The sequence below is a fragment of the candidate division WOR-3 bacterium genome, from assembly GCA_039804025.1.
Lineage (GTDB): Bacteria > Hydrothermota > Hydrothermia > Hydrothermales > JAJRUZ01 > JBCNVI01.
The window spans coordinates 13,464-27,340 of sequence record JBDRZP010000026.1; the positions used below are offsets into that span (position 1 = coordinate 13,464).

At 30.1% G+C, this 13,877-nt stretch carries 15 protein-coding genes; 6 read left to right on the plus strand and 9 right to left on the minus strand.

Annotation, left to right across the window (positions count from 1 at the left end):
* The 9 genes from ABIN73_08665 to ABIN73_08705 form a co-directional block, all read right to left on the minus strand.
* Positions 1 to 606, minus strand: a complete 606-nt coding sequence (locus ABIN73_08665) for a class I SAM-dependent methyltransferase (GenBank protein MEO0269795.1) — start codon at positions 604 to 606, stop codon at positions 1 to 3.
* Positions 607 to 1,419, minus strand: coding sequence for a prepilin peptidase (locus tag ABIN73_08670; protein ID MEO0269796.1), 813 nt, complete (start codon positions 1,417 to 1,419; stop codon positions 607 to 609).
* Positions 1,349 to 2,638, minus strand: a complete 1,290-nt coding sequence (locus ABIN73_08675) for a sensor domain-containing diguanylate cyclase (GenBank protein MEO0269797.1) — start codon at positions 2,636 to 2,638, stop codon at positions 1,349 to 1,351. Before ABIN73_08675 ends, ABIN73_08670 begins: the two co-directional genes overlap by 71 nt.
* Entirely contained in the window at positions 2,635 to 3,885 is a 1,251-nt protein-coding gene (gene purB, locus ABIN73_08680) for an adenylosuccinate lyase (GenBank protein ID MEO0269798.1), read from the minus strand. The genes ABIN73_08675 and purB overlap by 4 nt, the downstream gene beginning before the upstream one ends.
* Complete coding sequence (gene gmk, locus ABIN73_08685; GenBank protein MEO0269799.1) at positions 3,882 to 4,496, minus strand: guanylate kinase; 615 nt, start codon at positions 4,494 to 4,496, stop codon at positions 3,882 to 3,884. The genes purB and gmk overlap by 4 nt, the downstream gene beginning before the upstream one ends.
* The gene (gene panC / locus ABIN73_08690; protein ID MEO0269800.1) at positions 4,489 to 5,340 is read right to left on the minus strand and encodes a pantoate--beta-alanine ligase; all 852 of its coding nucleotides are present in this window, start codon (positions 5,338 to 5,340) and stop codon (positions 4,489 to 4,491) included. Before panC ends, gmk begins: the two co-directional genes overlap by 8 nt.
* The gene (folK, locus tag ABIN73_08695) at positions 5,318 to 5,839 is read right to left on the minus strand and encodes a 2-amino-4-hydroxy-6-hydroxymethyldihydropteridine diphosphokinase (protein MEO0269801.1); all 522 of its coding nucleotides are present in this window, start codon (positions 5,837 to 5,839) and stop codon (positions 5,318 to 5,320) included. Before folK ends, panC begins: the two co-directional genes overlap by 23 nt.
* A complete protein-coding gene (locus tag ABIN73_08700; GenBank protein ID MEO0269802.1) occupies positions 5,836 to 9,108 on the minus strand; it encodes an adenylate/guanylate cyclase domain-containing protein in 3,273 nt (1,090 codons plus the stop codon). Before ABIN73_08700 ends, folK begins: the two co-directional genes overlap by 4 nt.
* Before the next feature lie 104 nt (positions 9,109 to 9,212).
* Positions 9,213 to 10,316 (minus strand): hypothetical protein, encoded by a 1,104-nt coding sequence (locus ABIN73_08705; protein MEO0269803.1) that lies wholly within the window; start codon positions 10,314 to 10,316, stop codon positions 9,213 to 9,215.
* A 120-nt stretch (positions 10,317 to 10,436) separates the two neighbouring features.
* Between ABIN73_08705 and ABIN73_08710 the strand changes: the two genes are divergently transcribed.
* The 6 genes from ABIN73_08710 to ABIN73_08735 all read left to right on the plus strand — a co-directional run.
* Positions 10,437 to 10,931 carry a zinc-ribbon domain-containing protein gene (locus tag ABIN73_08710; GenBank protein MEO0269804.1) on the plus strand — a complete coding sequence of 165 codons (495 nt, stop codon included), beginning with the start codon at positions 10,437 to 10,439 and terminating at the stop codon, positions 10,929 to 10,931.
* A gap of 89 nt (positions 10,932 to 11,020) precedes the next feature.
* The gene (locus ABIN73_08715) at positions 11,021 to 11,374 is read left to right on the plus strand and encodes an NADH-quinone oxidoreductase subunit A (protein MEO0269805.1); all 354 of its coding nucleotides are present in this window, start codon (positions 11,021 to 11,023) and stop codon (positions 11,372 to 11,374) included.
* Between the two features lie 22 nt (positions 11,375 to 11,396).
* Complete coding sequence (locus ABIN73_08720; GenBank protein ID MEO0269806.1) at positions 11,397 to 11,933, plus strand: NADH-quinone oxidoreductase subunit B family protein; 537 nt, start codon at positions 11,397 to 11,399, stop codon at positions 11,931 to 11,933.
* The gene (locus ABIN73_08725) at positions 11,930 to 12,388 is read left to right on the plus strand and encodes an NADH-quinone oxidoreductase subunit C (protein ID MEO0269807.1); all 459 of its coding nucleotides are present in this window, start codon (positions 11,930 to 11,932) and stop codon (positions 12,386 to 12,388) included. The genes ABIN73_08720 and ABIN73_08725 overlap by 4 nt, the downstream gene beginning before the upstream one ends.
* Positions 12,389 to 13,534, plus strand: a complete 1,146-nt coding sequence (locus ABIN73_08730; protein MEO0269808.1) for an NADH-quinone oxidoreductase subunit D — start codon at positions 12,389 to 12,391, stop codon at positions 13,532 to 13,534. It abuts the gene before it with no gap.
* A 10-nt stretch (positions 13,535 to 13,544) separates the two neighbouring features.
* On the plus strand, positions 13,545 to 13,877 hold a 333-nt coding region (locus tag ABIN73_08735), incomplete at its 3' end, for a complex I subunit 1 family protein (GenBank protein ID MEO0269809.1).

Here is a 13,877-nt window from a genome sequence, read left to right on the forward strand (position 1 = left end):
TTAAACCCTAAATAAATAGAAAATTGTACCGAATATGTTAATAGACTCTCTAATTTCAAATTTTTTTACAAAATCTCTTGCTTTGAAGGATAAAATACTTTCCCTTAAAAAATTATATTCTGGATAAAAAATTGAAAGAAATTTTGTAAAAATATAAATATAGGGTATAAAAATTAAAGAATAAGGGAAAAGTGGTCTTGTCATATCAAGAATATATATATTTCCGCCATCTTTCAAAACCCTTTTAATTTCATTAAAAAAAGCCATATTTATTCCTACATTTCTTAAAACAAAACTATTTACTACAAAATCAAACTTTTTTTCCTTAAAGGGCAAAAAGAAAGCATTTGCTCTTAAATAAAATATTTTTTCCTTTAATTTTCTATTTTCAAGCATATCCTTAGATATATCAATAGCAAAAATCTTTTTTACCCTCTTTCTTTTACTTAAATATAAAGCAAGCTCACCTTTACCTGTTCCTATATCACATATAATCCCTTTTACTTTTCTTGATAAATACCACCTTGAAAAATGGTCTATTCCAAAAGAAAAAATAAAATTAACATAGTCATAGATTTTCTTTATCCTTTTGAACCTGTCTTCCATTTATAGATAAAAAAATTTAAGGAGTATTTTATTTGGAAAAGGATAGATTATATAGTAAAGAAAGGTACCGGTAAAGAGAAAGGGTAAAAGAGGTAAGTATTTTTCTTTTTTTCTTAAAATTAAAATAAAACCTAAAATAGAACCTATTAAAAAAGAAAGGAAAAAAACAAAAAATAGATCAAATCCTCTTATATATATTGCAATTAAAGCAAATACATAGGGATCTCCCTCACCAAGTGCTTCTTTTTTAAAAATTCTTCCAAAAATTAACCTTAAAAAAAGACCAAAGAAAAAGGCAAAAAAGGCATAGAAAATTGAAGAAATCAAATGATTATTAAAGAAAGAAATAATAAAACCTGTATAAAGGGAAGGGAAAAGTAAAACATCGTATATATACCCAGTTTCATAATCTATAAAAGCCATTATCATTAAAAAATAGTTAAGGAATATCATTTCAAACATTAAAGGAGAAAATTTAAATTTAAGATAGGATAAAAGAAATAAAACTCCTGTTAAAAATTCTACAAAAGGGTAAATAAAACTTATTTTTTCTCCACAGAATCTGCATTTTCCCTTTAATAAGAGAAAACTTATTAAAGGAATATTATCATAGAATTTTATTTTATTTTTACATAAAGGACAAAAAGAAAAAGGATAAACTATTGAGAGATTTCTGGGTACTCTATATATAACTACATTTGCAAAACTTCCAAAACACAAACCCAGAATAAAAAAAATTATTTCAACCAGCTGCCAATACCCTGTTTTTACCGCTTTCTTTAGCCTTATAAAGAGCTTTATCTGCTTTATCAATTAAAGTCTTCTCATCTTGGGCATCATCAGGAAAAACAGCCACACCACCTGATATTGTTAGTTTACCACCCGGTTGTTTTTCTTCCTTCGGAAATCTTGTTTTTTCAATTATTTTTCTTACTTGATCACCATAGGTCATTGTTTCAAACTTATTCCTTCCAGGCAAAAGAACAACAAATTCCTCACCTCCGTATCTTGCAGGTATTCCATTAACAGCCTCTGCTGTTTTTTTCAAAATCCTTGCAATACTTCTTAAAAGCTTATCACCCATAGGATGTCCATTTGTATCATTATATTTTTTGAAAAAGTCTATATCAAGCATAAAAATACCCACCTTATAACCATCCTGCTTCGCCTTTAAAAGCTCTCTTGAGAGCCTTTCCATAAAATATCTTTTGTTATAAATTCCAGTTAAACCATCAGTATCAGCCATTGTCTGAATCTTCTCAAGGAGGATAGCTGAGTTTAGAGCAAGAGAAGCAAGTTCAGAAATCATTTGAAGGGCTTCCATGGAGGTTCTTAATGCCTCCTCTTTTGTTTCCTTATATGAGACCCCCTCTATCTTTTCCTCTTTTATTCCTGAAACAGCAATAACTCCAAAATTTGTTGCCTGGTAGGTAAGAGGTGAAATTATCTCATAATCCATTCCAAAGGGATCAGCAAGATAAGTTTCAGGTAACCCATCAACAAGGGCATCCTGAAACATGGTATCTTTATCCATTATATACCTTTTTTTTGCAACATAACCTATTGGACCTTCTCCTAAATTATAAACAAGTTCACCTCTCTTTAAAGTTCCTCTATCACTTACTGTCCTGTGCTCAAAGAGCACATATTTTAAACCTTCGTCCTGTGGAATAAAATAATAAACATCTGTAACATTTAATATATTTTTTGTTTGCTCAAGAACGAGATATATAATCTCCTCCTCCTCTCTGAGTTCACTCAAAGCTCTTGCCAGATTAATAACAGCTTGAGTTATTCTTTTTCTTTTTGAAAACATAACATTAAGTTCATCAATTCTTACTGTAAGTTCTTTAACCATAAATTCATGTGTTTCCCTTAATCCCTTCAATCTCCTTTCGTATTCTTTTATCTTTTTGTTTCTTTCCCTTAATCTTCCTCTCAACTCAAAGATTACAATCATAAGGATAATAATAAAAGCAAGAAAAAAACTTAAAACTAAATACACATTATCCTTTAGAAATACATCAATCATAATAACCTATTAATCATTTTTTTTTCTATTTCTATGAGTTTATTATAAACTTCTTCTTTTAATTTTTCAAAATCTTCCTCATCCACTGGAATTTTCCCTTCAAATATTTTTTTCTGAACATGTTCATAAGCCTCAGAACGTTTTTTACCTTTTTTTAATAGAAAATAGAGAAATTCCTGAGAAAAAAGTTCTTTTTCATATTTTTTGAAATTTTCTTTTATTTTTTCTTTATTAATTATCAGGTTTTCTAAAATATAAATCATCTTTTCAAGCATATAAACTATTAAATGAGAAGCATCTGGTAAAACAATTCTTTCAGTAGAAGAGTGGGATATATCCCTTTCGTGCCATAAATTAGTGTTTTCAAGAATAGAAATAAGATAACCCCTTAAAAGCCTTGCAAGACCACATATTCTCTCTGAAATAACTGGATTTTTCTTGTGGGGCATACTTGATGAACCCTTCTGACCCTCACTAAAAGGCTCACTTAATTCACGAACTTCTGTTCTTGAAAGAAGCCTTATCTCAGTTGCCAACCTTTCAAGAAAATTACCTATTAGAACAAGACCGAAAAGGAATAGAACATGCCTATCCCTTGGAACTATCTGTGTAGAAACTGGTTCTGGTTTTAAATTAAGTTTTTTTAAAACATAAAATTCAACTTCAGGTGGAACATGAAGATAATTTCCAACTGATCCAGAAATTTTTCCAAAGGAAACTTCCTTAATTATTTCCTTTAATCTTTTTTCATTTCTCTTCGCCTCTGAAAGATAAGAAAGAAACTTGTGAGTAAGAGTCATTGGCTCGGCAAACATTCCATGTGTTCTACCTGCTATTAAAATTCCCTTGTTTTCCCTTATCTTATTTTCAAGAATTTTTTCTAAAATTTTTAGTCTATTCAAAACAATTTTTAATGTATCCCTCATCTGAATGGCAATTGTAGTATCAATAAGATCCGAAGAGGTTAAACCAAAATGAACAAAAGGTGCTATATCTTCACCTACTTTTTTTTCAAGAACATCGACAAAAGCAGCAACATCATGATTTGTTATTTTTTCTCTCTCTTTAACCTCTAAGGGTGTTATTATAATATTTTTCTTTTTAATTCTATCTGATATACCCTTTGGCAAAATCCCATTTTTCTCAAATCCTTCTATTGTAAGGATCTCAATTTTAAGCCATAATTTCAGTTTATTTTCTTCACTCCATATTTCTTCAATTTCTTTTATTTTGTACCTTTCAATCATATTTTCTCCTCAAAAATTAAATCCGTTAACCTTGATTTAAATTTTTCTGCTTGATAAATTTTTTCAACTATTTTAATTGTATAATCTATATCACTATTTACAAGAACATAATCAAAAAATTTCCACATTTTGCTTTCTTCCTTAGCCTCCATCAATCTTTTTATTACAAGTTCTTTTTCTTTTGGGTGTCTTTTACTTAATCTTTTTTCTAACTCTTCCCATGAGGGTGGAAAAAGAAATATAGATACAACATCATCAAAATGTTTTTTTAAATTAAAAAGACCTTTTGAATCCATATCAAATAAAACATAAAAACCTTCTTTGAGCCATTTAAGAACAGGCTCTTTGGGTGTTCCGTAATAATTACCATAAGCAAAAGTCCATTCTATCATTTCACCTTTTTCAATCTTTTTTTTAAATTCCTCTTCTGTTATATAATAATAATCCACACCCTCAATTTCTCCCTCCCTCTTTTCTCGTGTAGTATAGGATACTGAATACTTAAGTTCATTTCCGAATTTTTCCATTAACCTTCTTACAATTGTAGTTTTTCCAGTTCCTGAGGGACCTGAAATTAAAAATATAAATGGTTTTCTTTTTAAATTAATCAACTTTAATCCTTATATTATCTATTAATCTTGCCCTTCCAAGGAAACAGGCTATTCCAATAAGAATTTCACCATTTATTTCCTTAACTGGCGATAGATTTTTTATATCTACAATCTCAATATACTGTATTTTTATTAACCTTGAATTCTCTTTAATAAATTTTTCCATTTCTTTTATAACTTTTTCAGGATCCCTTTCTCCTTCCTCTATTAATTTTTTTGCAAGTAAAAGAGATTTATAAATAATAGGTGATTCTTTTCTTTCCTCAGGGGTTAAATAAATATTTCTTGAACTCATCGCAAGTCCATCTTTTTCTCTAACAGTTTCAACAGGTAATATTTCTATATCCATATTTAAGTCTTCTACCATTTTTTTTATAACAATTAATTGCTGTGCATCTTTCCATCCAAAGGCTGCTATATGGGGTTTTACTATATTAAAAAGTTTTGTAACAACTGTAGTAACACCCCTGAAATGACCAGGTCTATACCTGCCACAAAGAGCTTCAGTAAGTTTCTCAACTTCAACATATGTAGAAAAACCTTCAGGATACATTTCCCTTTCTTCAGGATAAAATATTATATCAACTCCTTCTTTTTCACATAAATTTCTATCCTTTTCAAATACTCTTGGATATTCCCTATAATCTTCTTTTGGTCCAAACTGTATTGGATTAACAAAAATTGAAACAACAAGAACATCACATTTTCTTCTTACTTGTCTCATAAGTTCAAGATGCCCTTCATGTAGAGCTCCCATTGTTGGAACAAAACCTATTATTTTACCATTTTTTCTTAATTCTTCTGATTTTTTCTGCATTTCCTTAATTGATTTTATTATTTCCATAGTCAATTACCCCTTTTATTGAATTTTTATCAATAATTTTATAAACTCCCTTTTTATTTTTGATAAATTCTTTTATTTTCTTATTGAAAACAGGATGAATAAAAAAAGGAGCAATTTCAGAAAAGGGAATCAAAATAAAATTTCTTTTATGTAAAAGGGGATGGGGGATTATAAGTTTATCATTTTTCATTATTAATTTTTCATAAAAAAGTATATCAATGTCAAGTGTTCGTGCTTCATATTTTCTTTTTCTTATTCTTCCAAATTTTTTTTCAATCTCCTGATTTTTTATTAAAAGTTCATAAGGGGATAATTCTGTATAACCTCTTATAACCATATTAATAAAATTTCCACCTTCTGCATTTCCCCATGGTTCAGTTAAGTAAATAGATGAGAAATCCTTTATCTTAAAATATTTTTTTATTTCAAAAAGAGAAAAAAGAATATTTTTCAATTTATCTCCTTTGTTTGAACCGAGAGAAAGGAAAGCTTCCTTCATATTAAAAGTAACATTTCAATAAGACCTTCCTTTTCCTCCTCACTTAAATTTATGGAAACTTTGTTTAAAAAATTATAGTAAAGAGACTCTGTCCCTTTTCTTATATCTTTAAGGAGATAAAGGATCTTAAGTAAAATTCTGTCATTTCCGGTTTCTCTTGTATCTTTAAGAAGGGATAAAAGATGCATTTCTTTTTCTTCTTCTTTTAAAAGAAAGGTTTTTAGAATCATAACTTCAAGTTTTAGTTTTAAATCCTGTAAATTTTTAATTCTTCCTTCAAGTTCTAAAAGTAATTTTTTAAAATCTTCATATTTACCCATAAAATAAAGTAATCTTGCCTTTCTGAGTGTTATGTGTTCCTCATGAACTATAATTCCTTTTGCATAGAAAATAGCCTTTTCCATAAATTCTTCGTAATTCTTCTCTTTATTTACAAATTTTATTATTGCAAGATTAGAATAGATATAACTTATAGCAAGACCATAATTTATTTTTTCTGAAATTAAAAGTGCTTCTTCTAACAATTGCCTTGATTCTTTCAATTTTTTAAGGCTCAAAAGCATTGTTGAATAATTAAGTTTACCGAGCACAATATCATAGGGGTTTAAGGTCTTTTCCATTCTCTCAAGGGAAATAAGATAATATTTTTCGGCTTCTCTAAACAGACACTTATTTGCTAAAATATTTGCTATATTTTGTTCAGTAACATAAAGATCCCTCATTTTCTTGATTTCAAGAAATACTTCCCTTGCTTTAATATAGAATTGAAGAGATTTCTCCATATTACCTCTAACCATAAACAAATAAGCAAATCCCTGATATACGCCTGCAATTCCAATCGGATCTTTCAAACTTTCTCTTATTCTAAGTGACTTATTGAAACATTCTTCTGCTTTCTCATAATCACCTTTCAGATTAAGATAATCATAACCGAGATTAAGGTAAATTGTAGCTATTTGATTTTTATCCTTAAATTCCGCGGCTTTTTTTATTGCAATTTCATAACAATTAAAAGCCATATCCTTGTTTCCAAACCGGTTAAAAATAATTGCTAAAGCATTTAAAACTTTAAGTAAAATTTTATCTCTTATAAAATTTATTTCAGATAAAACTTTTAAATAAATATTTAGAGCTTTATTCAAATCTCCAAGATAAAAATAAGAAACTGCCAGATTCAGTAAAAGTTCATTTTTTATTATTTTATCCTTGATACCTTCAACTATTTTTTCGATTTCTTTAATATTTTCTTCATGTCTTCCTAATTCAACTAAAGCTCCGCTTTTTAAAGTAAAAGCTTTAATTTTAAACTTTTCTGATTTTATTTTATTAAATTCCCTTAAAATTTCTTCTGACTTTTTCTTAAGACTTAAAATTTTTAGGTAGTAATAAAGATACTCATCCTCCTCTGAAAGATTTTTATATTCTTCAAGATAATTCTCAAATTCAGTAGTATTATAATTTTCAAAACTCTTTTCCATAGCTTTTTCAAGATAAAGTTTGGCTTTTTCTAAATTTCCTGATTTGAGATAATGTTTAAAAATTAGATGTGAAAAATTATTCTCAAGATCAATCTCGCTTAAAGTATCTGCGATAAGTTTATTATATTCCATCTTCTCTTCTTTTAGGCTTCTTTCTTCTACTATTTCTCTTATTTCAGGGAATGAAATTCTGAAAATATTTTTTCTATTTTCTGATTCTTTTATTACACCTTTTTTTATAGCTTCATCAAGAACTATCTCAAACATAAGTCTTTCTTTTTTTTCATATATACTTTTTAAAACATTAAGTGGAATTTCATCTCCCACAAATGTAACTATTTCAAGAAGGGTTTTCGCTGGTTCTGAAAGGGAATCAATCCATGCCTGAAGTAAATTTAAAAAACTTAAGGGAAAATCCACTTCTTTTATTTCTTTTATAATTTCCCATTTCCCATTTTTTCTTTTAACTATCTCTTCCTCCTCCAAAGAATTTAATAAAGTTTTAAAAAAGGAAAAATTACCCCTTGTTCTTGAATAAAAAATATTTTTATTTTTCACCTTTTGGGTAAAAACTTGTTCAAGAAAACCCTCAAATTCTTTCTCCTCTAAAGGGTAAAGGTCAATTTTAATGAGTTTTTCATTCTGTGGCAAATTAATTTCCCTTTTCCTCTCAGTTATCAAAAATATAATAGGTAATTTTTCAATTTCTAAAATTAATTCAGAAATTACTCTTCTTGATAATTCATCCCAGAATCCAAGTTTTTCAATAACAATTACTTTAAATTCTTCTGAAACCTTCTCAAGGATTCTTCTCAAAAGATATATTAATGAAGTTTTTGCTTCTTCAAAACCTTTTTCTTTAATAAGTTCCCTTATATAATAAACAGAATCGGCAATAGTAGTAAAATATTTCTGAGCATGCTGAAATAAAACCTGCCATTCTGAAAGAAATTCTTTTGAAAAGGGACTCGGGAATAAAGTTATTGAATTTATTTTTTTTCTTTTAATAAATTCCCTTATTAATCTTGTCTTTCCAACTCCTGCTTCTCCTGTAATTAGAACAAAAAATGGACCCTTATCCAGATCCTGATATATAAAATCAAGGAGTGAAAGCTCTTTTTCTCTATTATAAAAAGAAAACTCTTCCTCTTCATGCTTTCTTGGTGATGTAACCTCAAAAAGTTTGACTTTCTCTTTCTTACCCTTTAGTTCAAATAAACCCAAAGGTTTAAAATCAAATTTATCTCTCAATTCTCTATAAACGTTTTCAGAAACCCATATTTTACCAGGTTCGCAAACTGATTCTATTCTTTGAGCAGTATTCACAGTATCTCCAATAGCAGTATAATCACCTTCTCTTCCTTTACCTATTTTACCAGCAAGAACGAAACCTGAGTTTATCCCGATCCTTGCAAGTATACCATTCTTTTTTAAAACTTCCTGCATTTCAAGAGCTGAATAAATAGCCCTTTCTGCATCATCACCATAGGATTTAGGGGCTCCAAATAAAGCCATTATAGCATCACCGATATACTTATCCACATAACCCCCTCTTTTTTCAATTATATCGGTTAATTCTTTAAAAATATAATCAACCATTCTGTGAACTTCCTCTGGGTCAAGAGCTTCTGAAAGAGAAGTAAACCCCTTAATATCAGTAAAAATTACTGTAATCCAGCGCTTTTCAGCTTCTTTCTTTTCTTCACCCCTTAATTTTTTACCACATATAGGGCAGAAAAGAAAAACTTCCTGAATCCTTGTCCCACATTCCGGACATAAACTAATAGGCATATATAATTATAAAACATAACTATTTTATAATTCTTTAAAAATTTAAAGGGAAAGGGGGGAACTTGAAAGCCCCCCCTTAGATTTTATATTTTAATATAATCTTTTTACCAGCTAATTCCTACATCGAAAGGTGGAACAGTGAAAGGACCATCTGGATATAAAGGATAGTTTTGATCCTGACCCCCATCCCAGAAAACATTTGCTGTATCAGCACCTGTAGAATACTGTGGATTTATTTCAAATCTAAGACCATAATTAAAACCTGTATAATCATACATGGGTTTAAATCTTTTTATCATAGATTTTGAAGTTTTGATAATCCTATTTATTTTTGAAATAACTTCATAAGGATTATGGGGGAAACCAATCTTCATTTTGATTGGAGGGGGACCATAATCTGGATTATACACATAATCAACCTCGTCCCATATTGAGTTATCAAAGTAATCCTTTACATGAAATAAAAACCAGTAGTTATAAAAAGAAATTCCGGCATGAACAAAGGTGCTTTTCTTTGCTCCGAAAAGTTCCCATATTATAAAATCAGGGTCATGCGGTTTTCCTTTTAAATGAAGGGTATCAATTGCTATAAGACAGTATACAGAATCACCGGAAACAAAGAAGTTATAAAAAAGATTATAGCACGGGTCAGAATTATCCCAGCTTGTATCCAGAGTATCCCTGTTCATATAGAAATTAAATGTTCCTTCTCCAAAAGTGTCACTACCCACAATATTATAGTTAAAGGCGAGATCAACAAGAATATAATTTTTAAGAGTAAATGACCCTCCCTGAGGTGTACCATTAACATAAAGGGTTTCTATTATCGCTCCTTGATTTTTGACTATTACAAGCTTAAATTGAAGACCTAAAGTATCCCAGGTAAAAACAAACCTATCTTCTACACCAAAAGTTTGCATAGGACCTATGGGAGGATTTTTAAAATCAAAACTTAAAGAATCATCCATATTATTTAATATTCCTATTGTACTATTTGAAATATCAGCTGCCATCGTAACATACTGGTCTGCATTATTAGGTGACTTTGAAGTGTCAATTATAGTAATTGATGGGCTGAATTTGGGCTTTGGAACATGAGGTGATGAGGAAGGCGGAGTTGGTGGTGGAGGAGGCTTGGTAGTTTCCTTCTTCTTACAGCCCAATATAAAGGCTGTTATTATTAGAGTACTTATAAATAGCTTTTTCATAGTTTCTTTTTTTTAATAGGAATTGAACCTTTCGGTTAATTATATATCAGGTTATAAATTTTGTCAAGTGATTTAAATCACACTTTGTTTTTTAACAATAGTTTTGATTATAATCAAAAAATGCCAGTATTTATTGTAAAATGTCCTGGATGTGAAACTAAATATAAAGTAAGTACTGAAAAAATTAAACCAGGCTCGAAAATTCGATGTCCAAAATGTCAAACTGTATTTATTTTTAAAATACCTGAAGAAATTTTGGAAAAAGAAGAACTCAAAGAATTTGAAAAAAAAGAGATTCAAAAAAAGGAAATAAAAGAAGAAAAAAAAGAATCTCTCACCCTTGAAATTCCACCTGATGTTCCTCCTGAAGAAAGAAAACTTCATGAAAGGGCTATAAGACTTGCAAAAATTCTTGCAAGGGATATAATAAACTACTATAGGGATAGATGGGAAAAAGCTCTAAAAAATGGAAATCTAAAAGAAGAATTCAAAAAGGAAATTATGGAATCATGGAAATATTACTGTGAAAAGGTCCCAAAAGAAATAAGAGATAAAACAAATTACTTCCAGATCGCTTTCAACCAGATAGTTGGTAAAGGTCAAAAAATATTATAAATATTTGAAAGGCTCTAAATATTTTTAATAAAATTTAAAACCATTAGTTTTGGAGGCGGGTTCCAATCCCCTATTTCCCATTCATAGAAATGAGCCCTTATACAGGAATAATAACAGTTTTAATAATTTCAATAATTTTAGCAATTCTAATGGTTTCTTTACCTAAAATACTTGCTCCTAAATATAAAGAGCCAGAAAAAAATATTCCTTACGAATCAGGTGAAATTCCAATAGGAGAAGCCTGGTCCAGATATCCTGTAAGATATTATCTTTTGGTTATTACCTTTTTAGTTTTTGAAATCGAAGTTTTATTCATATTCCCCTGGGCAACTAAGGTAAAGGAATTATATTTAACCGGATTTATCGAAATTTTTTTATTTGTATTTATTTTGCTTTTGGGATGGATTTGGGCAATTAAAAAGGGCGCACTTAAATGGGAATAAAAAACTTTTTAAGGAGGATATTATGGAAAAAGTTTTGAAAATAAGTCCTGAAGAAGTTTATTACTCTCCTTTATTTAATAAACTTTTTAATTATGCTGAAAGGTTTCCAGGTGGCTCTCTTATTCTAACCACCACAAAGAAACTTTTTGCCTGGTCAAGAAAATCGAGCCTATGGCCAATTACTTTTGGACTTGCTTGCTGTGCCATTGAAATGATGGCAACCTATGCTTCAAGATATGACCTTGAAAGATTCGGGGTTATTACAAGAGCATCCCCAAGACAATCAGATGTTATGATTGTCTCCGGAACTGTATCCTGTAAAATGGCTGAGAGAATCAAAAGACTCTATTCTCAGATGCCTAACCCTAAGTGGGTTATTGCTATGGGTTCCTGTGCAATAGCTGGTGATTTTTATAGAAATGTTTATTCGGTTGTTCCAGGTGTTGATAGAGTTATTCCGGTTGATGTTTATGTTCCGGGTTGTCCTCCAACACCTGAAGGTCTGATTGAAGGAATAAGAAAATTACAGGAATTAATTACAAAAGGAGCAAAAAAATGAAAAAGGAATTAATAAAAAGAGAACTTAACCTTGAGGAAACAAAAGATGGAATTTTAATTTTTGAAAAAAAGGAATTTTTCCATGTAATAGAAAAAGTTAAAGAAAACTTTCCTTACCTTTCCTTCATTACAGCCTGCCATTTTCCAGAAAGGAAAGAATTTGAAATTATTTATTGTGTTAGAAATTTAGAAGAACCTGAAATTTTACTTTTAAAAACAAAAATGTCGGAAAAGGAAAAAATTCCTTCGGCGTATAAATACTATAAAGGTGCTGACTGGATGGAAAGAGAGATTTACGATTTATTTGGAATAGAATTTGAAAATCATCCTGATTTGAGAAGAATAGTTTTACCTACTGACTGGGAAGGTCATCCTTTAAGAAAGGATTACCCAATAAATAAAGCACCTGAAAAGTATGATTACAGAAAAAGAGAAGTTTTAAGGAGGGAATTTTAAATGGAAGAAAAAATTAAAACCTTTGAACCTGAAGAGGAAATAGTTTTAAACATGGGTCCTCAACACCCCTCAACACACGGGGTGTTAAGGATTATTTTAAAACTTTCAGGAGAAAAAATTGTTGAGGCAAAACCTGACATTGGATATTTGCACAGGGGGGTTGAAAAACTTGGGGAAACTTATACCTATGTCCAATTTTTACCCATGCTTGATAGAAATGATTATCTTTCTGCAACAACAAATGAATTTGGATTTGTTCTTGCTGTTGAATCTCTTGCCAATATAGAGGTTCCAGAAAGGGCTCAATACATAAGAGTAATGTTTTCTGAGCTTTCAAGAATTGCATCCCACCTTGTATGGCTCGGAACATTCTGTCTTGATCTGGGTGGCGCCTTAGGTGGAGGAACATCAGTATTTTTATTCTGTTTCAGGGAAAGGGAAAAGGTGCTTGATATTTTTGAAAGAATGACAGGTTCAAGACTCCATCCCCATCTTATGCAATTTGGAGGTGTTAGATACGATGTTTATCCTGGTATGGATAAGGATATTAAGGAAACCCTTGATTTACTTGAGAAAAGAATTGATGAATATGAAGATATGCTTATAAATAATCCAGTTTTTCTTGACAGAACAAAGGGAGTAGGGATATTGCCAAAAGAAATTGCAATGGAATATGGTTGTTCAGGACCTGTACTCAGAGGTTCCGGTGTAAAATATGACCTAAGAAAAGTTCACCCTTACTCTTCTTATGATAAATTTGATTTTGAAATTCCTGTTTTTAATAATGGTGATGTCTTTGATAGATTCAGGGTCAGAATTGAAGAGATGAGACAGTCAATAAAAATAATAAGACAGGTTTTAGAGGGACTACCTGAGGGTCCCATTGCTTCTCAGATGCCTGTTAAGGTAAAGGTTGCTGTAAAAACACCCCCTGGAGAAGTATATAGAGCTATTGAATCTCCAAGGGGTGAACTTGGTTATTATATTTATTCTGATGGAAAAGCTACAGCTTATAGAGTAAAAATAAGAGCACCTTCATTTTCAAACCTTTCAGTTTTACCCTACCTTTTAAAAGATCATCTTGTAGCTGATGTCGTTGCAATACTTGGTTCCCTTGATCCAGTTTTTGGTGATGTAGATAGATAGGAGGTAAAAAATGGGAAATATAATTTTAATAACAATAATTTATATTTTAGTTGCATTAACAATTGTGCTTTATGTAACATGGTTTGAAAGAAAGTTTGCTGCAAGAATTCATACAAGAGTAGGACCCTACTATGTTGGAAGACCCCATGGATTTTTACAGCCAGTTGCCGATGTTTTAAAACTTTTATTAAAAGAAGATATTGTTCCTGAACAAGCAGATAAAACTATATTTAATATTGCTCCTATAATTGTTTTTATCGGAGCACTCCTTGCTTTCTCAGTTTTACCTGCTGCAAAAAATATTTATATATCAGATCTATCTGTCGGGATTATTTATTTCTTC

Coding starts and splice junctions, on each gene's coding strand:
- ABIN73_08665 (MEO0269795.1), bottom strand. CDS start 606: ATGGAAGACAGGTTCAAAAGGATAAAGAAAATCTATGACTATGTTAAT.
- ABIN73_08675 (MEO0269797.1), bottom strand. CDS start 2,638: ATGATTGATGTATTTCTAAAGGATAATGTGTATTTAGTTTTAAGTTTT.
- purB (MEO0269798.1), bottom strand. CDS start 3,885: ATGATTGAAAGGTACAAAATAAAAGAAATTGAAGAAATATGGAGTGAA.
- panC (MEO0269800.1), bottom strand. CDS start 5,340: ATGGAAATAATAAAATCAATTAAGGAAATGCAGAAAAAATCAGAAGAA.
- folK (MEO0269801.1), bottom strand. CDS start 5,839: ATGAAGGAAGCTTTCCTTTCTCTCGGTTCAAACAAAGGAGATAAATTG.
- ABIN73_08700 (MEO0269802.1), bottom strand. CDS start 9,108: ATGCCTATTAGTTTATGTCCGGAATGTGGGACAAGGATTCAGGAAGTT.
- ABIN73_08705 (MEO0269803.1), bottom strand. CDS start 10,316: ATGAAAAAGCTATTTATAAGTACTCTAATAATAACAGCCTTTATATTG.
- ABIN73_08710 (MEO0269804.1), top strand. CDS start 10,437: ATGCCAGTATTTATTGTAAAATGTCCTGGATGTGAAACTAAATATAAA.
- ABIN73_08715 (MEO0269805.1), top strand. CDS start 11,021: ATGAGCCCTTATACAGGAATAATAACAGTTTTAATAATTTCAATAATT.
- ABIN73_08720 (MEO0269806.1), top strand. CDS start 11,397: ATGGAAAAAGTTTTGAAAATAAGTCCTGAAGAAGTTTATTACTCTCCT.
- ABIN73_08725 (MEO0269807.1), top strand. CDS start 11,930: ATGAAAAAGGAATTAATAAAAAGAGAACTTAACCTTGAGGAAACAAAA.
- ABIN73_08730 (MEO0269808.1), top strand. CDS start 12,389: ATGGAAGAAAAAATTAAAACCTTTGAACCTGAAGAGGAAATAGTTTTA.